20 protein-coding genes and 1 tRNA gene are annotated in these 19252 nt (G+C 46.6%); 10 read left to right on the top strand and 11 right to left on the bottom strand.

Features of this window, described 5'->3' with window-relative positions; genetic code table 11:
- Positions 1-74 precede the first annotated feature (74 nt).
- The 8 genes from OSC7112_RS24685 (at position 75) to OSC7112_RS24650 (ending at position 8268) form a co-directional block, all read left to right on the top strand.
- Entirely contained in the window at positions 75-302 is a 228-nt protein-coding gene (locus OSC7112_RS24685) for a hypothetical protein (RefSeq protein ID WP_015178453.1), read from the top strand.
- Between the two features lie 308 nt (positions 303-610).
- Positions 611-1696, top strand: coding sequence for an amino acid ABC transporter substrate-binding protein (locus OSC7112_RS24680; protein ID WP_015178452.1), 1086 nt, complete (start codon positions 611-613; stop codon positions 1694-1696).
- Between the two features lie 180 nt (positions 1697-1876).
- On the top strand, positions 1877-3091 hold the full coding sequence (locus OSC7112_RS24675; protein ID WP_015178451.1) for an amino acid ABC transporter permease: 1215 nt from the start codon (positions 1877-1879) through the stop codon (positions 3089-3091).
- A gap of 49 nt (positions 3092-3140) precedes the next feature.
- Positions 3141-3740, top strand: a complete 600-nt coding sequence (locus OSC7112_RS24670; protein ID WP_015178450.1) for a hypothetical protein — start codon at positions 3141-3143, stop codon at positions 3738-3740.
- Between the two features lie 121 nt (positions 3741-3861).
- Positions 3862-5061, top strand: a complete 1200-nt coding sequence (locus OSC7112_RS24665; RefSeq protein ID WP_015178449.1) for an amino acid ABC transporter permease — start codon at positions 3862-3864, stop codon at positions 5059-5061.
- A gap of 71 nt (positions 5062-5132) precedes the next feature.
- Positions 5133-5885 (top strand): amino acid ABC transporter ATP-binding protein, encoded by a 753-nt coding sequence (locus OSC7112_RS24660; protein WP_015178448.1) that lies wholly within the window; start codon positions 5133-5135, stop codon positions 5883-5885.
- Between the two features lie 120 nt (positions 5886-6005).
- A complete protein-coding gene (gene uvrC, locus OSC7112_RS24655) occupies positions 6006-8045 on the top strand; it encodes an excinuclease ABC subunit UvrC (protein ID WP_015178447.1) in 2040 nt (679 codons plus the stop codon).
- A gap of 152 nt (positions 8046-8197) precedes the next feature.
- A tRNA-Gly gene (locus OSC7112_RS24650) sits at positions 8198-8268 on the top strand.
- Positions 8269-8423: 155 nt separating this feature from the next.
- Here the strand turns inward: OSC7112_RS24650 and OSC7112_RS24645 are convergent.
- The 11 genes from OSC7112_RS24645 to OSC7112_RS24595 form a co-directional block, all read right to left on the bottom strand.
- Complete coding sequence (locus OSC7112_RS24645) at positions 8424-8708, bottom strand: hypothetical protein (RefSeq protein ID WP_015178446.1); 285 nt, start codon at positions 8706-8708, stop codon at positions 8424-8426.
- Positions 8709-8746: 38 nt separating this feature from the next.
- Positions 8747-9079, bottom strand: coding sequence for a hypothetical protein (locus OSC7112_RS24640; RefSeq protein ID WP_015178445.1), 333 nt, complete (start codon positions 9077-9079; stop codon positions 8747-8749).
- 139 nt (positions 9080-9218) lie between these two features.
- Positions 9219-12233: a DUF5906 domain-containing protein gene (locus OSC7112_RS24635; RefSeq protein WP_015178444.1), complete on the bottom strand. Its 3015-nt coding sequence runs from the start codon at positions 12231-12233 to the stop codon at positions 9219-9221.
- A 133-nt stretch (positions 12234-12366) separates the two neighbouring features.
- Positions 12367-12855 (bottom strand): hypothetical protein, encoded by a 489-nt coding sequence (locus OSC7112_RS24630; protein WP_015178443.1) that lies wholly within the window; start codon positions 12853-12855, stop codon positions 12367-12369.
- A 321-nt stretch (positions 12856-13176) separates the two neighbouring features.
- Positions 13177-13452, bottom strand: coding sequence for a hypothetical protein (locus OSC7112_RS24625; protein ID WP_015178442.1), 276 nt, complete (start codon positions 13450-13452; stop codon positions 13177-13179).
- Positions 13445-14032 (bottom strand): hypothetical protein, encoded by a 588-nt coding sequence (locus OSC7112_RS24620; RefSeq protein WP_015178441.1) that lies wholly within the window; start codon positions 14030-14032, stop codon positions 13445-13447. The genes OSC7112_RS24625 and OSC7112_RS24620 overlap by 8 nt, the downstream gene beginning before the upstream one ends.
- Positions 14023-14286 carry a hypothetical protein gene (locus OSC7112_RS24615; protein ID WP_015175303.1) on the bottom strand — a complete coding sequence of 88 codons (264 nt, stop codon included), beginning with the start codon at positions 14284-14286 and terminating at the stop codon, positions 14023-14025. Before OSC7112_RS24615 ends, OSC7112_RS24620 begins: the two co-directional genes overlap by 10 nt.
- Positions 14287-14796 (bottom strand): hypothetical protein, encoded by a 510-nt coding sequence (locus OSC7112_RS24610; RefSeq protein ID WP_015175302.1) that lies wholly within the window; start codon positions 14794-14796, stop codon positions 14287-14289.
- A complete protein-coding gene (locus OSC7112_RS24605) occupies positions 14793-15326 on the bottom strand; it encodes a hypothetical protein (RefSeq protein ID WP_015178440.1) in 534 nt (177 codons plus the stop codon). The genes OSC7112_RS24610 and OSC7112_RS24605 overlap by 4 nt, the downstream gene beginning before the upstream one ends.
- Complete coding sequence (locus OSC7112_RS24600; RefSeq protein WP_015178439.1) at positions 15319-15723, bottom strand: hypothetical protein; 405 nt, start codon at positions 15721-15723, stop codon at positions 15319-15321. Before OSC7112_RS24600 ends, OSC7112_RS24605 begins: the two co-directional genes overlap by 8 nt.
- Before the next feature lie 194 nt (positions 15724-15917).
- Positions 15918-17156 (bottom strand): tyrosine-type recombinase/integrase, encoded by a 1239-nt coding sequence (locus OSC7112_RS24595; RefSeq protein WP_015178438.1) that lies wholly within the window; start codon positions 17154-17156, stop codon positions 15918-15920.
- A gap of 590 nt (positions 17157-17746) precedes the next feature.
- Here OSC7112_RS24595 and OSC7112_RS24590 point away from each other — a divergent pair.
- Both OSC7112_RS24590 and OSC7112_RS24585 read left to right on the top strand, forming a co-directional pair.
- Positions 17747-18424, top strand: coding sequence for a hypothetical protein (locus tag OSC7112_RS24590; protein ID WP_041623434.1), 678 nt, complete (start codon positions 17747-17749; stop codon positions 18422-18424).
- 29 nt (positions 18425-18453) lie between these two features.
- On the top strand, positions 18454-19164 hold the full coding sequence (locus OSC7112_RS24585) for a hypothetical protein (RefSeq protein ID WP_015178436.1): 711 nt from the start codon (positions 18454-18456) through the stop codon (positions 19162-19164).
- The last annotated feature ends 88 nt before the right edge of the window (positions 19165-19252 follow it).

Here is a 19252-nt window from a genome sequence, read left to right as displayed (position 1 = left end):
ATCGGCTTGAAACACCAAAACTAGCTTTTCGCTAGCCCCGCCCATTAGTGCGTATTTACGCTCAACGAGGTTTTATGACTCCAGTCATGTTACGCCAACTCTGGTCCTTAATTGAGACTACCCAAGCCACTCTGTTAGTTAATTTAGACGATGCCACCCTGGTACAGTGGCTGCTGAAACAGTTAAAGACCAACTCTGCGCTTAATGGCAAAGAAGCTGATTTGTTGGACGAATACATCCAGTCTCGGCTGTCCCTAATCCGCGATTTAGCTGAGCAGCGGCTAGCACCAGAGCTACTGTGAGCGCATTCAATCAAAATCGGATAAATATTCCAGGGAAGGGCGAAGATCGCTCGCGGTGGGCAAAAATAACAGAAAAGAAACCCGGTTTCAAAGATAAATATTGGGTTTGACGACGAGGCCTCCAGCCAGAAACCGGATTTCTAGCTCTCCGCGCCCAGCTTGCTCAAAAAAAAACAAGCGGGTAGTCGGGGCAGTTGCCGCGATGCAGAATGGCTAATTTGAAGTCGCCCGCTTTTGTGCGCTGCCGATCGCAACAGTTCTCGACAGCTACAAGGTAGGATTGTCAGGAAAGCGTTCTATTAAAATCTATGCGTAAATCGGGATTTCTGCTACTAGCAAGTGTGTTGTTTTTGGCAGGGTTGGCGTCTTGTAGGGATCGATCGGCACAAATCGGACAAACAGGAGCAACAACAACTGCCGAAGGCAAATCGCAACAAGGTTCGAGCCGGATAGATACAATTGTCAGCCGCGGCAAGCTGATTTGCGGCGTCAGCGGCGAACTGCCGGGTTTTAGCTTTGTAGACGAAAAAGGCAAATATTCGGGACTCGACGTGGATGTGTGCAGGGCTGTCGCGGCGGCAATATTTGACGATCCCGAAAAAGTCGAGTACCGAAAGCTCAATGCTAAAGATAGATTTACAGTTTTGCAAGCCGGAGAAATCGACATTCTCAGCCGAAATACCACCTACACCGCGAGTCGCGACAGCACTACCGGGCTGGAATTTGCCCCGGTGATCTTTTATGACTCTCAAAGCATCATGGTCAAAAAAGACAGCGGCATCAAAAGTTTAAAAGATTTTGCGGGCAAATCTATCTGCGTGCAGACAGGTACGAGCACCGAACAAAATTTGTCCGATCAAATGCGAAAATTAGGAGTTAAATACACTCCTGTGGTGTTTGAAGATGTGAATACTACCTTTGCTACCTATCAAGAAGGTCGCTGTCAAGGTGTTACTGCCGATCGATCGCAGCTAGTCTCGAAGCGGACAACTCTGCCGAATTCCGAGAATAATGTTGTTTTGCCGGTCGTGATGTCAAAAGAACCGTTGGCCCCTGCCGTCAAAAGCGGCGATTATAAATGGTCTGACGCGGTGAGATGGATTATTTTTGCGGCGATTGAAGCTGAAGATTTGGGAATTAATTCGGGAAATGTAGACCAAATTGTTGCAAGCACTACAGACCCGAACGTCAAACGTTTGCTAGGAACAGAAGGAGATTTAGGTAAAGGTTTCGGACTCCCGAACGATTTCGCACTCCGCGTTGTTAAGAAAGTCGGGAATTACGGAGAAATGTACGATCGCAACCTCGGCCCCAAAAGTACACTCAAGTTAGAACGGGGTCAAAACAAACTCTGGAAAGATGGCGGTTTGCTTTACTCGCCGCCGTTCCGCTAATTTTAGTTAACTGTTGACTGTTGACTGTTGACCGTTGACTGTTAACAGTTAACCAACTAGATATTTTAGACAGCAAGGTACTCCGCGCTTACCCAACTTGTAAGGTGCTTGCTAGGTGTACCCTACAAGATATTTTAGGCAGGCTAAAGTTAGGTATAGTGTGTTCTACATTAAACAGTTATGAACCCAGAACCTCAACCGGGCAAATCGCAGAAATTGCCCAAATTTAAAGATCTATCAAAACTGCTGCGGGACGATCGCTTCTGGAAAATAGCCGGACAGGCGATCGCCCTAATTTTAGTAATAGTTGTTATCGCCATTCTTTGGGACAATCTCACTGCCAATTACTCGCAACTGGGGATTGCATTTGGATTTGATTTTCTCAATTCCCAAGCATCTTTTGACATTGGCGAAAGCGTGATTCCCTACAGTCCCGAAAACAGTTACAGACAAGCTTATTTTGTCGGCTTGATCAACTCGCTGCGGGTGATGGGTATCGGCATTGTTTTCGCAACTGTTGCGGGTTTGACAGTAGGAATTGCGCGCCTTTCCGACAATTGGCTGTTGCGGAATTTGGCTGGTTTGTACGTAGAAATTCTGCGAAATACGCCGTTATTGCTGCAATTATTTTTCTGGTATTTTGCAGTTTTCATTTCCCTGCCAAAACTGGAAGACAATCAGCAGATGAGGGGGGCGATTTACTTGACAAATCGCGGTATTGCTGTACCTTGGCCGGTGGCTTTGCCGGGTTTTGAGATTTGGTTGATTTTGCTAACTGTCGGATTTTTGGCGGCGGCGGCGCTGTGGATGTGGCGGGCGCGGGTGATGTGGGAAGAAGCTAAGCCGGGAAGACAGTTGTTTTGGGCTCTAGGTGCGATCGGGCTGAGTGCAATCTTAGCTTTTATTATCACCAAAAATCTCCCTTTTCGTCTAGATTTCCCCCGCCTGACACCAGCCTTGCAACTCGAAGGAGGATTAAAATTAACTCCTGAATTTGCCGCCCTGGTGACAGGACTCAGCTTGTATACTGGCAGTTACATTGCAGAAATTGTGCGGGCAGGAATTCAGTCAGTATCGAAAGGTCAGTGGGAAGCCGGAAAGTCTTTGGGGCTGAAGTCTGGAACAATGATGCGGATGGTAATTTTGCCGCAAGCTTTGCGGGTGATTGTGCCGCCTTTAACCAGTCAGTATCTGAATTTAGCTAAGAATTCGAGTTTAGCGGTTGCGGTTGCTTATCCCGACGTTTATTTTGTGGTGGGCTCTCCGACGTTGAATCAGACCGGTCGGGCGATCGAAGCAATGTTAATTATCATGGTAACATATCTAACAATTAGTTTGATAGTTTCTCTGTTTATGAATTTGTACAATAAAACCGTACAAATCAAGGAAAGATAAACGCGCTGAGAATTTGAGATTTTATAGGTAGGAGTTAAGGAGATTAAAAATGGCGTATAGTGATTTTAGTTTAGCAAAAGTATCTAAAATATTTGAATTAAAAATTTCCGATCAAATTAATATGTTTTCTACTATATCAGAGTTAGAAAGCAGTAGTTTCTTAGCAGAGACTCTTCTATACAGTGTGCCGTTAGCTATTAGCAGTAATACAGAAAAATCTCGCTCTGAAATGATTATTGCACCAATTTTAATAGAACTTAGAAAACAGTTTAATTCTGAGATTAGCTTTTTTTCAGGAATAGATTTTACAGTCGATCCAGAAAAAGGATTAAATGGAAATTGCGATTTTCTGATTAGTCGTTCTCCAGAATTATTAGTTCTTACTGCACCAGTAATTATCATTGTAGAAGCGAAAAAAGAAAACATTAATGGCGGTTTGGGACAGTGCGTAGCAGAAATGTTGGCCGCTAGAATATTTAATGAACGTGAAGGCAACGAGATTGCGACAATTTATGGATGTGTTACTAGCGGGACTAACTGGAGATTTTTGAAACTAAAAGAGCAAGTCATTGAAATTGACTTGAGTGAATATTACCTGAGAGATGTCAATAAAATATTAGGAATTTTAGCAAGTGCAATTAGGAATTAATAACTAACACCTAAAAAATAATAACATTTCTTAGTCAAAAAAAAGTAAATGTTAGTAACTTACCAACCCCTATCGTTATCAGTATGCAATCTAAAATCTAACATCTAAAACAGCGAAAACTATGGAAACACTCCCCGTATTACCGCCCCCAGCCACCGAATCGCCCACTCCTTGGAATTGGGCGCGCAAAAATTTATTTAGTACCTGGTACAACAGCATTCTGACAGTAGTTTGCCTAATTGTCGCCTTCCTAACTATTAAAGGAATTATCGTTTGGGCAACAACAAAAGCTCAATGGCGCGTATTAGAAGCCAACTTGCCGCTATTTTTCGCCGGCAGATTTCCCAGCGAATCGTACTGGCGGCTGTGGATAGTAGCCGCCATAATTGCCTTGTTGGGAGGATTAACTTGGGGAAACATTCAGCGGCAAGAACGTCTTTGGAATGCGCCTTTACTAATTATACTCGGTGCTGCGGTTGTGGGTGCGGTCATTTCGCCGATCGACCTAACCTCTCGCCTCTACCTCTTAGGAATTATTATCGCAGCCGCCGCCAGCTATGCCATCGGAAGGCAAATCAACCCAAAAATCATGGGCTGGATGCCGGGAATTTGGGCTCTTTCCTTCCCCATAATTTTGTGGCTAATTAAAGGCGGGTTGGGTTTGACAGAAGTGTCAACAAATGATTGGGGCGGTTTAGTATTGACACTGTTTTTAGCAGTGATTAGTATTGTGCTTTCCTTTCCTTTAGGGGTATTGTTAGCACTCGGCAGACAAAGTTCTTTGCCAGTTATCAGACTGTTATCAACATTATACATTGAAATTATTCGCGGTTTACCATTAATTGGCATTTTATTTTTAGGTCAAGTGATGCTGCAACTCTTTTTGCCGCCCGAATATCCGAAATTGGATAGAGTGATTAGAGCAATTGCTGGATTAACCTTATTTAGTGCGGCATACTTGGCAGAAAACGTGCGCGGTGGCTTGCAGGCCGTGCCCAGGGGACAAATAGAAGCAGCGAAGTCGATCGGACTCAATACACCCCTACTCACAATTCTAATTGTACTGCCTCAAGCACTGCGAACAGTCATTCCGGCGATCGGCGGTCAATTCATCGGATTATTCATGGATACATCCCTGCTGTCTCTATTCGGAATGTTAGAATTAGTAGGCATATCCCGCGCAGTTTTAGCAAATCCATCCTATATCGGCAGATACGCCGAAGTTTACATATTCGTCGGCATAATTTATTGGGTATTTTGCTACTCAATGTCCCTAGCAAGCCGCAAAATAGAGCGAACTTTAGGAGTAGGCCAGCGCTAAAAACTCATCTACTTTCATCTGCGTTAATATGCGTTAATCTGCCTCCATCTGCGGTAAAAAAATAAAAAATTATGGAAACTAAACCCCCAATCCCCGAACCAGTAATAGTAGCAGAAAACGTCCACAAATGGTACGGACAATTTCACGTACTGCGCGGCGTTAGCATGACCGTAAACCGAGGTGAAGTAGTTGTCGTAATGGGGCCCTCTGGTTCGGGAAAATCGACATTTATTCGCACATTCAACGCATTAGAAGAATACCAACAAGGTAAAATTACGATCGACGGAATCGAACTTTCTCACGACTTACGCAACATCGAGACCGTCCGCCGCGAAGTAGGAATGGTGTTTCAGCAATTCAACCTGTTTCCCCACTTATCCGTCTTGCAAAACGTCATGCTAGCGCCGGTGTGGGTGCGCCGCTGGCCGAAGAAAAAAGCCGAAGAAGTGGCAATGCAACTGTTAGAAAGAGTGGGAATATTGGAACAAGCAAAAAAATATCCCGGACAGTTGTCTGGGGGACAGCAGCAGCGGGTCGCTATTGCGCGTTCTCTAGCAATGCAGCCTAAAATCATGCTGTTTGATGAACCGACATCAGCATTAGACCCGGAGATGGTGCGGGAAGTTTTAGATGTAATGCGAAATTTGGCTCAAACGGGAATTACAATGGTGGTGGTGACTCACGAAGTCGGGTTTGCGCGCGAAGTTGCCGATCGCATTGTATTGATGGATGGCGGCGTTTTAGTTGAAGAAGCGAAGCCGGAACATTTTTTTCAGCACCCGAAGGAAGAACGCACTCGCAAGTTTTTATCTCAGATATTATAACTGATTTTCAATCAAATTTAGTCGGTTGATTTGCCGACGGTAGCAGCAGTAAAAATCAGCACAATTAAGGTAAAATAAAAGAGTGTACAATCAGTCTCTATTTTGCTGAGATAGCTTGCAATGCCATCCACAAAAACTCTGCCGTTAGTTAAAGACTCGGAACGCCTTGAAAGTCGCCTCAAAGAAATTCCGGCGGTTCCTGGTGTATATTTAATGCGAGACGAGAGCGATCGCATCCTTTACATTGGCAAATCAAAAAAACTACGAAACCGCGTCCGTTCCTACTTCCGCGAAAGCCAAAATCTCAGTCCCCGCATCGCGATGATGGTGCAGCAAGTGCGCGAAATTGAATTCATCGCCACCGACACAGAAGCGGAAGCTTTGGCCTTAGAAGCAAACCTCGTCAAACAGCACCAACCTTACTTTAATGTACTCCTCAAAGATGATAAGAAATATCCTTATTTGTGCATAACTTGGTCGGAGGAATACCCGCGCATTTTTATCACCCGCAAACGCCGCGCAGGTAGTGCAAAAGACCGCTATTACGGCCCCTACGTCGATACAGGGGCGCTGCGGAGTACGCTGCATTTAATTAAGCGGATTTTCCCGCTGCGGCAGCGCCCTCAACCGCTGTTTAAAGACCGTCCTTGTTTGAACTACGACATCGGGCGCTGCGTTGGCGTTTGTCAGGGGTTAACTTCGCCGGAGGAATACCGAAAAATCATCCAAAAAGTAGCGATGATTTTCCAGGGGAGAACTCAGGAATTACTCGACTTGTTAGCGCCGCAAATGGAACAAGCTGCCGAAGATTTAAACTTTGAAACGGCGGCGCGCATTCGCGATCGAATTAAGGGTTTGCAGTCTTTGAGTGCGGGTCAAAAAGTCTCTTTGCCAGACGATACGGTTTCCAGAGATGCGATCGCACTTGCGGCAGACAACCAGCACGCTTGCGTCCAATTGTTCCAAATTCGCGCCGGTCAACTGGTCGGAAGGTTAGGATTTATGGCGGAAATCGCCCCCCAACCCAGGGCGGGCACGGGGGCACCGCCCCTACAATCGGGGGGGGAAGAGTTATCTCAACTTTCTCTTGCCTCCCCCCCAAGCCTTGGGGGAGAACGAGGGGGGGTAGAGGCCGGAGCCATTTTACAGCGGGTGTTGGAAGAACACTATCAAAATGTCGAATCTGTAGAAATTCCCAGCGAAATTTCTGTGCAGTACGAATTGCCAGAAGGGGAAATATTAGCAGATTGGTTGAGCAACCGTAAGGGGCGAAAAGTTACGATTTTGACGCCGCAACGGCAAACTAAAGCAGAATTGATTGAGATGGTGGAACGCAATGCTGAGTATGAATTGGCGAGAATGCAAAGATTGAGCGATCGCAATTCTCAAGCAATGGAAGATTTAGCAGAAATTCTCGATTTGCCAGAAGTTCCTCGGCGCATTGAAGGTTACGATATTTCTCACATTCAAGGTTCTGACGCCGTAGCTTCCCGCGTCGTATTTATTGACGGTTTGCCGGCCAATCAACACTACCGCCATTACAAAATTAAAAATCCTGAAGTTAAATCGGGTCATTCTGATGATTTTGCTAGTTTAGCAGAAGTTATCGGTCGCCGATTCCGAGGATTGAAGGAAGAAGAGAGAGGGAAGATGGAAGAGGGATTTAGCGAGTTAGAAGAACAGGAAAAACTCAGCAATTTATCCTCCGTTTCTCGTACTATTTCCGACAAACCCGACTTAATTATGATCGATGGCGGCAAAGGTCAACTTTCAGCAGTTGTGGCTGTTTTGCGGGAGATGAATTTGCTAGAAGAGTTGCGCGTTGTCAGTTTGGCAAAGCAGCGAGAGGAGATATTTTTGCCGGGGGAATCTTTGCCGCTGCCAACTAATTCTGAGCAGCCGGGCGTACAATTATTGCGCCGGGTGCGGGATGAGGCGCACAGATTTGCTGTGAGTTTTCACCGCGATCGAAGAAGCGAGAGAATGAAGCGATCGCGCCTTGATGAAATTCCCGGATTGGGACACCACCGGCAAAAACAATTGTTGGCACATTTTCGGTCGATCGACTACCTGCGTTTAGCGACTCCCGAACAGTTGGCAGAAGTTTCTGGGATTGGCCCGCGTCTGGCGCAGCAAATTTACGATTATTTCCATCCGTAAAGCCTTATCCAGCATCGGAGAGAGGGATTGTAGGCGCGAGGAGGGCGATCGGGCCGCAAGTCCCGATTCAGCCAGTGTGAGGGAGGTATTCAAAAATTTTGCACGGGCCTATTGCAATCCCCAGAGACTTGTGGTATGTTTAGTTTCTGTGTGCGGGCATAGTTTAGTGGTAAAACTTTAGCCTTCCAAGCTAACTATGCGGGTTCGATTCCCGCTGCCCGCTTGCGCCTACAAAAACCTCAAACCAACGAGAAATCAACGGTTTGAGGTTTTTTATTGCTGATTTCTAGGACTATCAAGGGGTCTAGTTGACTAGAAAATGGAGACAATTTGGAGACAATTGGCCTCGTTTGAATACAAATTGAATACAATCCATACCTAGAGAGGGTTTGAACCGTACTCTTCCGCCAGAAGCCCCAGAATTGCGTCGATATCTCCCAAGTCGGCCCTCGACTTTTTACGCCGCGCTTTTAACTGGTTGAGCAAGTCGGCTGACTCTGGAAATTTCGCCACGGTCGGAGCCGAGTTTTTAATTTCCTCCCGATCGCGCGTCACGGTCGCAAGTTCTTCCTTCAAATTCTGAACTTCCAAACCCAAGTCACCATTCCGCTCGTGTAACTGATTCAGTTCCTTGTCCCATTCTGCAAGCTGCTTGTTGGCCACTTTCAATTCCTGCCTGAGCGATTCATCGTTGCCATCGCTCAGGCACTCAATTTTCCCAGCCGTTCCTCAATGGCGGCCATCCGCTCCATCACGGGGTCAAGGCGATCGGCTACAGCCTTGTCTACAGTGTCTACAATATTTGTAGACGCGACGCTGTTATCGCTTCGTGTAGACAAATCTGTAGACGATGTAGACAGCACGTTAGTGTCGCTTGGTGTAGACATTGTAGACACTGTTGTAGACGTGCCTGAGACTTCCTTGAGGATGCGTTGTGCAGCTTGACTGACCGACTCACCATCTAGCCTCTGAGCCTCTATCCAGTTTAGGAAGTGACCGGAAGCCCTGAACGATACGACTTGACTTTGACTCATTGTAGACACCTATATACAGTATTTGTCTACACTAACTGATATCTGTCTACAGTGTCAACAGTTTGTAGACAAAACTTGTAGACATGAAAATCCCCCAATTAAGGGGGATAGGATTGAGCCGTCAGTTGTCAGGCAGCGGCTAAATTTCTCCTTGGAGACGGATGAGTTCAGCAATTCGATCGCGAACGGCTTCCACTTCTCCTTCCAACCACTGAGCAATCGTAGCTATGTCGTATTTTTTGCCCGGTGCCTGCCAGCCAAACATTTGTGTTTGGAGAGTTTGTAGTTGTTCTGGGTAGTATTCGTGCCACCACACCAGTGCTATGTCTCGCATCGCCTGGGCATCTTCGGGAGTAACTTTCTGAACCAATGGTTGAGGTTTCACCAGTAATTCTGCCAACTTCCGCCGCTCGTCATCGGTGAGTTGAGAGAGTAAATTGCACACTTCCGCAAAAGGTGAGGAAATTGGGTTGGCAGAGTTGGCAGCCCTCTGTGTAAGGGTTTGTGGGTTGGCAACTGGGTTGGCAGTATTTTTTGCCAACTCACTTGCCAACCCACTTGCCAACCCTGTAACCATTGCTGTGTCTACTGCCAACTCTGCCAACCCAGTTTTATGAGCTGTTGTAGAACTTTGCACAAAATTGATTCCGAGCAAGTATTTTTGACCTCTTCGCTCTGGGTTGTTGCGGTCTTCACAGCGATGGACTTGTACTTTAGGGAAAATTTCACATAACCTTGAGTACAACTGGTTTATAGCTTTTACAGGAGCGTCATACTTACTAGGAAGTTCATTCCAAATCAGCTTCTCCTTGGTGCCGCTAGTCTCTCTCTCTAGAATCCCTGCATCCTCATACCAGTTTTGCAACTTTTGCCATAAGTCTTTAAGCCAAACACGCCCACCAGACTGAACCTCCAGACCAACCTCGCGCGCAAACTGCCACAAGTGCCGACTTCCCTCTTGAGCTTCCCGCATCGCCTCACGAGTTGCCTTGTAGTCAATCCCCTCTTTCAACAACAGCGGCAACCGCTCCAACATCTTGTTAAGCATCGCCGGTGCAATCCGTTCAAGGATAAAGTTCTCATCATCCTTAAAACGCGGGTCAGCCTCCAATTCACCCTGAGACGGGTCAGCGTTGTGCTTGTAAGTTTTCTCGAAACTCAGGATGCTGTAGCGGTCATCAATGGCGGCCGTCCCCCCGGTGATAGACGGTAGTTTGTTGCAGTTGGCTAAAAAGATGGCCGCAGGTTTGTACTCATAACCATCCTTGCCCTTGCGTTCAATATCAAGAATGTCGCCTGTAATCAACTGTTTAAGACTCTGGATGGTGTCGAGGTCTATTTTTCCAGTATTCTCGGAAGCCCAATTGCAAATACTTCCTTCAATTCCTGCCAGAGAAAACTTGCGGCCATTGTCATAGGACTTGAAATCTGACAGAGACTTCCCGGTCATCCCCCGCCCAAAGACAGCAGACAACACAGCCCGCAATGTATCTTTACCGTTAGACCCCTCGCCGTGGCACAGCAAACCTTTAACGCCCCGTCCCGTCAGCTTAGAGCGGACAAGCTTCAAATTCAGCGCAGCAGCAGCAGTCCGCAAAAATACCTCACGCTGCGACGGCTCCAAGCATTCCAAAAGGCGATCGCAGTCAGTCGGGTCAATGTCGGGGTCATACTTGCAGCCAACATACGTATAGACCTGGTTAGGGTTATGCGGCACAAGCGAGTGAGAGCCATCAGGATTGATTTTCACTATCCCTTTAGAAGAGTTCAACCCATCAGGATTGATGGTGTTAGGGTCTACGGCTACAGCTAAGACCATACAGTTGTAGACCTCGTTAGCACTGGCAGAGTTAAAACGATTGCAGCGATATTTCCCTTTTACCAATTCAGAGTAAGTGCTCAGCCAATCAAGAATACGTCGCTTCTCGGCAGCTTCCGATCGCAACTCATAATGAGTCCCGGTGAATTCAAAAAGCTGCCCCGCTATCGATACCCAAGGCTTGTCAGAGTACAGCGCATCCACAGCTTTCTGCACGTAGTTTTGCTCTGGAGTCGGTGCAGTGTCTGGGATGTAGTCACTTTCACTACTGTCATACTTCTGGCATACTACTTCTTCTCGCGTGCGCGGGTGAGGAGTTAGAGAAATAGAAGTAATTGATTCCGCTGCAACGTTATTGACTGCTTCCTCTACCCGCCGAATGAATTCCTCACTATCTATGGCTTCCAAGATTTCTCTGATGTCTCCCGCCTCTGGGATTTTTGGGTGGATGACACGCGGGTCAACAACCACGCAAGGGAGCTGAATGTGACGGGCAACCAGCCAAACTTCTTGGCTCTTCTTGATGCCCGCGTCGTCGTTATCGCGCAACACTGCAACGGCGACGTTTTTGCCTGTCGCTTGCAGAGTTTCGAGCATTATTTGAATTTCGACATGGCTCCAATTGGAACCTTGCAGAGTCAGGGCCGCTACACTGATGTCCCGTGCAAGTTCTACGTTATTTTCCCCTTCAAGTGCCAGAACGAGGACGGGTTCATCATCGGGTAGTGCTTCCAGTAATTGCACAACTTCGTCAATCCGATATGCCGGCCAGCGAGCATCGCCCTTGCTCCAAATTTCCTTGCCACTGGGGTCTATGTGGATTTGGCGGCAAGTTTTGTCGCGTCCCTTTGGCTTACTGGCGTCGGGCCAATCAAACCGCAAAACCTTTTGAGTGTCGCTGTAGGCGTAGGTGATTTGTGTGGCACTGTCTGGAACGCCTTTGGGAACGTATTTGGGTTGTTCGGCACGAGGTGGTTTTCCGGGTGCGGGTAATCTCAGAAGTTTCGCGCCGATCGGAACTGGTACGGGTCGGTATTCCTTCTTTTTGGCTTTTGGCTTCTTTGCTTGTGATGCGGGATTGTCCTCTTTGCACTCTGCTAAAAATTCAGCCAGTGGCCGGATAGCTTCCCGAATATCAGCGGTTGAGCAAGCGTTCGTCCAGCATTGGTACTTGCCGTTCTTGGAGTTAATCCCTAAGCTATGACCTTCGCAGACAGGGCAAGTGTAGTAATTTTTGGCTTTGCCTGGTTCCAGTTTGTCGAGATGGTCGCGGATGTCGAATTTTTTGGGGGTGCTTGATGTTTGCCCGTCATTCGAGTTAACATTGTGGGACATGATGATTTGTCTCGTCTTTCTAAGAGATGGGTGAATTACTAAAAACCGTTGCGGTTCAGGTACCAATTGAAGGCAGCGGTTTTTTAGTGTGTAGATTTTTTGGAAAATTTAGAGCATAGGAGGTACCGCCCCGCTAGTTGACTAGGGGTGCGGCTAGGCTGTCGTTGCGAGCACAACCACCTATTTCGGCGTCTGGCAATGGCACAAAACCCTTTGGCGGGCCATTGCAAGAAGGTTCTGGCTGCGACAGCAGTAAACGACTGAGGAAGCTTCGGAATGTAGTCCGACTTACAAGGAAGCGCAGAAACGTGTCAGGGGTTTTGTCCCAAAAAGCCTTGATGGAGCAAAACTTTACTTTGCGGAACGACCACAGGAGATGGCGGTTTCCCCAAAGAAGGTGCTCAAAGGATTTGTCCATGCTCCGCTTGTCCTTGAGTTGGCGGAGAAGTTGCTCGTTAGAAACCTGAATCAGAACTGTCCAGAGCGCTAGACTGTGGGCCTTGTACTTTCGCTCCTTTGCCAAATGGAACGTCAACGGCAACCCACCGAGGATGCCGCGAACTATTAATCGCTCTGTCAGCTCTACAAGTTTTTTCCTCTCTGCCGAACACTTTAAGCACATCGTTTTATTCTAGCCGCTAGCCTGAAAACGGAAAAAACACGAACCGGAAACGTAAAAAAACTCACTCGTCGGATTTAAAGGTAAAAGCAATCGACGACCAGCTCGTAACGCGGAGTTTAGCGCCGCCAAGTCAGAGGGACTTTTGTCTGAAAATTCGGAGGAATTTTACCCTTATTTCCCTAACCAGTCTCTACCACGTGGGTATTAACATCCACGAGTGATTTTTTTTGGAGAGAAACGTAGACAGAGAGCGGGTTCCAGAAAAAGCAGTTTTTGGGGTAAAGTAGGGCGATTTTCACCCCCCCGACTAAGCCTTTGTACTTACTCTCCCTGACCACCCAAAACCGCATCCCACGGTCGAGGTTGTGGTTCCCCCGGTGTTGGTGTTGGCGGGGCTGCTACCCCAAGCTGGGGTAATTGCAAGTCGTTGAGGTAGTAAGCGTACTGATTGCTATCCCCTCGTTGCGGGTAGAACTTGCCATTAGTTTTCCAGAAGAAATCCTTACCTCGTAAAACCGCCAGAACCAACTCTATTTCTGACTTAGTACCAGTCAATCTTAGGGCTGCCGTGGTTGGGATATTTGGCTGTTTAGTCATCACTTTCCCCTTTCACAAACGGCATCAAGAATTCATACTCAGCCTTCGCGTCCCGGTAGAATTGGCTACTACCTGCACTGACTCCCCAAACTTCTTTAAGGATTTTATTCTTGCCGGTGATGCCCTTCGCGTGACATTGCAGAATTAGTTCGATTTGTTCGCGCTGCTTGGTGGATAAATTCACTACTGCAAGTTCGCCAGAATCGCCAGAAGTCTTATTCAGTAACAGTTCTAGTGATTCTCTTATCGAATCGAGTTCTGCTTCTTGTTCGTCTGTTCGTTCGTTTGTTGCCAGAATTTGTTCTGCTTCCTGTTGTCTTTGTTTCTGAGAAATGTATACGCTTGTAGAGATTTCATCCACCACATCGGCGGTGATTGCCCGCTCTTTAATTGCCTCAATCTCCCCTTGTTCAGACAGTTTGCGAGCGATATTACCCGCCGACACTGCACAAGCAATCGCAGCACACAAGCTGACACCTTGCAGTGCTTTGTGGGTGTCTAGCTTTTTGTCTAACGCTGCTAGTGGAGTCAGCCACAGCACAAGAGAGGACGCACTCAACACAAACAATTTTAGCTGCATAGAAACACCCCCAAACCAATCAGCAGCATCACCAAACCGCCGATTAGAAGCGCTTGTAAATCAGCCACTGAAATCTTAAGCAGTTTACTCAGGGAATAGTCAAGCAACCAACTAAGCCCCCAAGCAATCGCAGTCGCTGCTAACAAGAATAAAACGGCTTTCATTGCCATCGGATGCAGACTCGCTATCCACCCCAAAAGGGAGAAAGCGACGCATCCGGCAACGAAGTAGTTAGCCAGATACATCGCTTTCATTTAGTTAGCCCCTCCCGTCAGTTTGGCTTTAATCGCATCAATCCGAGTGCGGGCATCGCTGTCAGCTTTGTCAATCCCTAAACCCAGTCGAGCGTAACCGGGACGCAAACTGTGTAAGTGCTTAGCCAGTCGAGTGTCTGAGCGTTTTTTGCCCAGTTCATTATCGGCGACAACACCCTCATATTTGCGGTGATGGCGGTGAACTTTAGCGTCGGCTTCTTCAATTTTTGCCAGTGCTTCATAGGCGCGTTTAGACTGTTTTGCACCGTCTGTTTTCTCCTTTGCCAAATCCTTCACCGCGTCGGCTTCATCTTTGGAAAAGTAGCGCGGTGCTGGCACAACTGGCACACTACGGATGCTGGAAAAATTACCAGGATTTAGCGGTGTGATGACGCTTGCATCAGTGCTTGCCAAAACTTTTGATTTGTCGATTGCGTGTCCGCCGTCGTTGCTGGCAGTGAGTTTGCCAGCATCAGAATTACCGCCGAAAAGGCGTAGTTGTAAGCTCATAATTTTGTCCCGATTTGAATGTTGATACGAACAGGAGAGGGAAATAAATTCAGGGGATTGATTTGTCGCCACATAGACATAGCCAGTACAAACACCCCCGTCGATGCGAGTATGAGTGCGATGAGTTGCCCAAGGTCAACCCAGTCTAAAAAGCTAGTGGAATTCTGGCGGGTGAAGCCACACACAGGGAACGAACCGTCGTTAGTCCAATCTAGGGTGTCTACAGTGTCTACAGCTTGCGGGTCAAGCGGTTCAGGCGTGGTGTCTAGCGGTATGTCTACAGTGTCTACAGCTTGCGGGTCAAGCGGTTCAGGCGTGATGTCTAGCGGTATGTCTACAGTGTCTAGTGGCACGTCTAGCACTGTGTCAAGCGATTCACCGTCAACCAGGTAAAGTTCCAGCAGCGCTTCCCACGTAGCAGTTTTAGAAAGCTTCCCAAACTGCTTGGCGTCTTCATTGGTGAATCCACGGTCAAAGGCGATCGCCCTGAGTTTGTCAATGCGACGGTAGCTGATGGCGGGCTCAGTCATGGCTGACAAGCCTCAAGTCACCGCCGATTACCAAGTGCTCATCGAAGCAGGGGTAAATAGAATCCGGGCCTTCGCCAGAAGTCCAATTAACTAGGTAAGCCCACTCACTTTGGGTTGGATGCCAAGAAACTCCAACGACTTCACCAAACTCGACACACTCTTTGTCGAACTCATCTATCCAGTGGTCGGAAATCTTGTCCCCGATAAGAAATTTCGGGCGGGGAAGTTGAGCAAAAATTGCTGGTGAAAATACAAATCGGTACAGACTGCTATTTGAGCGTCTTAGATTTTCGCGACGGGCTAAATCCTTCCAACTGAATAGATGTCCAAATTTTCGGACACGAGATTGCGTAAAGAATTGCGATCGTCCGTTAGGACAATCGGCTGAAAGTGGCATAATTTATAGGCTCCAAACGTTGTTAGAGAACGGTTTGGGGAAGTCGTGGTTTGGCTAGCATTTCCAGTGCTCGTCAACCGCGCAACAATCTTCCTTAGTTACTCACGATTGCAGACTTCCACTTCCTTGTCAACACAGGAACTGTAAAGTTTTATGTCCCAAAAGTTGTCCCTAGAATCAACATCCTAACAGCATCAAAGCGGGCGTAAATGCTCCAAAATCTTGCCGTCTAAATACACAGAATTAATCACCCTTTCCGACGTATCACACCATTTAGCAACCACCGCACTCGGCACACCCTTGCCAACCTGTTCGCTAATGAAAGTATCCCGGCACGAGTAAGGGGTAGTTGTCTTACAATCCTGTTCGTGTTGCCTGGTTTTTTCGGTAATCGGGTCAACTAATTTGTGCCATACCTGCTTAGTGAAATTGTTGTAATTAATCGCCTTGCCCTTAACAGGTGATGGGAAAACTAACCTATCTTTGTCAGTCAGATTTTGTGGCTTGATACTTTTTAGCAACTGAATCAATTCTTGATTGCAAGGAAATTTGCGCCGCTTATTGTTTTTGCTGCCGTCAACCCTTGTCTCCTTACCGCTTGGGTGTTGTATGCTCCCGTTAAACACAATGTGAGAAAAGTCAGGGGCAATGTCACACCACCTCAAACCCACAGCTTCAGAGGGACGGCATCCAGTCAGCAGCCAGAACTGCACCATTGGGTAGTAAAAACAAAACTTTTGCCCGGTTTCTCCCCTCCCGTTCCAAGTCCCTCTGTGGTTTTTGAAAGCCTCCAACACCAGCTCTTTTTCTTGTGCTGTAAATGCGTTTGGTTCCGGGTCGCTTTCCCAGTTATGCTTAGGCAATTCCGCTGCTAGTCCCTCAAACGGGGATACAGTTAAACCCTTAACAATCTTGAACTTAATCCCCCATTTAACCGCTGCATTTAGGTGAGTCAAAATCCTCTTAGTCATGCTGTTAGTCGTATCCTCCAACAGCCAAGCGCGTACCTGCAAAGCACAGTCCTCTGACAGAGGCTGGTAGGGGCAACGGTCAATATAACTTTGAATGCCCGTTACCAAGTAGTTGAAAGTTGTCGCCTTGAGTGCTGGCTTCTTGAATTCCAAGTATTTAGCAAACAACTTAGTCAGCGTCAGTTCCGGCTTAGGCTTGATTGTCTCAACAACAGTCAAGTGAGTCTGTGACTTGTACTTTTTGAGTGTGGGGTCAAACCGCTCAAACTTGATGTCAGATTCAATCACCCGTGCTTTAGCTTCTGCCAATTCCCAGTTCTCAGGGGTATCTGCCAGATTCAGGTACAGGAATTTTTGATGCCCTCCACAAAGCTGTCTCGGCATCTGCAAGCGTAGTCGGCCCTGATTGGTTTGAACGACTACGGAACCTTTTTTAGCTTTGCTTGGTGGAAGATTGACCATAATTTTTTTTTTGACAACTCAGCACCCACATAATACCCGTTTGAATACAGAATGAATACAATTTCCTAACAGCCTCATGCCACAATAACTAGAACTGTTTGCAGGCAAGCAGTTCAGGGATTTCTCCCTACCGCCTTCCAAGCTAACTATGCGGGTTCGATTCCCGCTGCCCGCTTGCGCCTACAAAAACCTCAAACCCACCAGAAATCAACGGTTTGAGGTTTTTTATTGCTGATTTTCTCGGTTGTCGAGCGGTCGGATTAACTAGAAATTGGATACAAAATGAATACAATTTGACTGCGGAACGACCAAACAGAGTATCAACTGAGTATCACATAACTACCCGATCGCCCTTTTTGGAGACAATTTGGAGATAAATGAATACAAATTGAATACAAAGCATAACTGTATTCAGTTTGAGCCGTTTAGGTTTGCAAGTATCTCTCAAAACGCCTCCACCTCTGAGCTTGTGGTGAGCTGGGTACAAGAATAATGGGTTAACATAGAGTGCCCTGATTTGCCAAGCTTGCCAAGCGCACTCAGCTTGAGTTATGACTGATTCGGAGTCGCATCAGTCACAAGGAGAGCCCGTGAAATATTTTTCAGTAGTAATGTATTTGCTGCGGGAACGGCAACAGTTTCTGGAAGAAATTCGCCAAGGTGTCAAGCTAAAATCTAAAATTTTCGGTTTGTTGATTTCTAGTACCGTATTTTTTGGCATTTACGGAGCGATATTAGGCGCATCTAGTACGTGGATGCAATGTCTGGTTTCAGCAATTAAACTGCCAGCACTTTACTTGCTGACACTGATTATCTGCTTTCCCACGCTGTACTTTTTTAATGTCATGTTTGGTTCAAAACGAACTTTTGAGCAGTATTTGACATTGTTGATGACAGCGATGGCGATGATTAGCATTTTGCTGTTTGGATTTGCACCTGTCAGTCTGTTTTTTCTCATCAGCAGTACCAATTACACTTTTTATTTGTTGCTGAATGTTGCTATTATGGCAATCACAGGATTTTTGGGGGTAAGTTTCATTTATCAAGGAATGCACTTTTTGTCCGAACAAGATACGGAAGGCAAAGACATCAGGCTAAATATTTTGCGCTTTTGGTTGGGACTCTATGCGTTTGTTGGCAGTCAGTTGGGATGGACGCTGAGACCTTTTTTTGGCGCACCTGGACAAGCTTTTCAACTATTCCGAAACCGAGAAAGCAATTTTTATCTTAGTCTGTGGCAATCAATTATGTCTCTGGGAGGATCGTAATTAATCCCAATTTAAGGAGATTTTAAATAGTGATACAAGCGGATTTGGATGAGTTGAGAATTCCTGAGAAGGAGTTGGAGGATTTGAGCGGAATAGCTTTGAGCGACGGTTTTGCAGGGAATTTTTATATACCTGCTGCACTCCGGGACCGCAAAAAGCTGTTTGCTCTGTTGTTGCATGAGTTGCTGATATTTTGCGTGACGCTTGTTGTCTCGCTGCCTGTGGCTTTGCTGGTCAATAAACATAATGTTGGTTCATTTAGCGATGCTGAGATATTTGTCAGGGTTTTACAAATAACTTTGGGTTTGTCGCTGGCGATTACTGTGGCTTGGAATGTCTATAAATGGGTGAAGGCAAAACCTCTGGAAACGCTAGCGGGTCTGCTGGATGAAGTTGAGAAGTATCATGAGGTGATTCAGGCTTTAGATATTATCGATCGCCTAACGGCTGCTGGCAATTTACAAGCCAATTTAATTAACCGAGCAGATGCAATTGAGGCATTAAAAATCACTAGAGAAAGTTTAGTGTGTGCTTTGAAAACAGAGAGGATTCTCAGGGAAAATCAGCAATTTATCGGCCGCCGTTACGAGTTATTTGCTAATATTGAAAGTAATTTGGCTGCTTTGATGGCGGTGGATGTGAGCGATCGGGCGACGGAATACGGGCGGTTGCTAAATGAGGCTTTGGAAATTGGGATGAGCGTGCACAAAGAGGTAAGAAATTTGCAAAATGGGCGTTAGAGTTGCTGGAGAGTTCCTGATTTGTAGTAAAAGTAGTAACTGAGATATTGCACCATGCTCAAGAACAGGCAGGATGCCTGTTCCACAA

This window comes from Oscillatoria nigro-viridis PCC 7112 (genome assembly GCF_000317475.1).
GTDB lineage: Bacteria > Cyanobacteriota > Cyanobacteriia > Cyanobacteriales > Microcoleaceae > Microcoleus > Microcoleus nigroviridis.
Note: the sequence above shows the minus strand (reverse complement) of the source record. Positions and strands in the feature narration are given on the sequence as shown.

Bases quoted from the DNA above. Each gene is read 5' to 3' on its own strand.
- OSC7112_RS24685 (WP_015178453.1), top strand. From the start codon at position 75: ATGACTCCAGTCATGTTACGCCAACTCTGGTCCTTAATTGAGACTACC.
- OSC7112_RS24600 (WP_015178439.1), bottom strand. From the start codon at position 15,723: ATGCCACTTTCAGCCGATTGTCCTAACGGACGATCGCAATTCTTTACG.
- OSC7112_RS24615 (WP_015175303.1), bottom strand. From the start codon at position 14,286: ATGAAAGCGATGTATCTGGCTAACTACTTCGTTGCCGGATGCGTCGCT.
- OSC7112_RS24670 (WP_015178450.1), top strand. From the start codon at position 3,141: ATGGCGTATAGTGATTTTAGTTTAGCAAAAGTATCTAAAATATTTGAA.
- OSC7112_RS24660 (WP_015178448.1), top strand. From the start codon at position 5,133: ATGGAAACTAAACCCCCAATCCCCGAACCAGTAATAGTAGCAGAAAAC.
- OSC7112_RS24680 (WP_015178452.1), top strand. From the start codon at position 611: ATGCGTAAATCGGGATTTCTGCTACTAGCAAGTGTGTTGTTTTTGGCA.
- OSC7112_RS24595 (WP_015178438.1), bottom strand. From the start codon at position 17,156: ATGGTCAATCTTCCACCAAGCAAAGCTAAAAAAGGTTCCGTAGTCGTT.
- OSC7112_RS24625 (WP_015178442.1), bottom strand. From the start codon at position 13,452: ATGACTAAACAGCCAAATATCCCAACCACGGCAGCCCTAAGATTGACT.
- OSC7112_RS24630 (WP_015178443.1), bottom strand. From the start codon at position 12,855: ATGTGCTTAAAGTGTTCGGCAGAGAGGAAAAAACTTGTAGAGCTGACA.
- OSC7112_RS24640 (WP_015178445.1), bottom strand. From the start codon at position 9,079: ATGAGTCAAAGTCAAGTCGTATCGTTCAGGGCTTCCGGTCACTTCCTA.
- uvrC (WP_015178447.1), top strand. From the start codon at position 6,006: ATGCCATCCACAAAAACTCTGCCGTTAGTTAAAGACTCGGAACGCCTT.
- OSC7112_RS24610 (WP_015175302.1), bottom strand. From the start codon at position 14,796: ATGAGCTTACAACTACGCCTTTTCGGCGGTAATTCTGATGCTGGCAAA.
- OSC7112_RS24635 (WP_015178444.1), bottom strand. From the start codon at position 12,233: ATGTCCCACAATGTTAACTCGAATGACGGGCAAACATCAAGCACCCCC.
- OSC7112_RS24620 (WP_015178441.1), bottom strand. From the start codon at position 14,032: ATGCAGCTAAAATTGTTTGTGTTGAGTGCGTCCTCTCTTGTGCTGTGG.
- OSC7112_RS24675 (WP_015178451.1), top strand. From the start codon at position 1,877: ATGAACCCAGAACCTCAACCGGGCAAATCGCAGAAATTGCCCAAATTT.
- OSC7112_RS24605 (WP_015178440.1), bottom strand. From the start codon at position 15,326: ATGACTGAGCCCGCCATCAGCTACCGTCGCATTGACAAACTCAGGGCG.
- OSC7112_RS24665 (WP_015178449.1), top strand. From the start codon at position 3,862: ATGGAAACACTCCCCGTATTACCGCCCCCAGCCACCGAATCGCCCACT.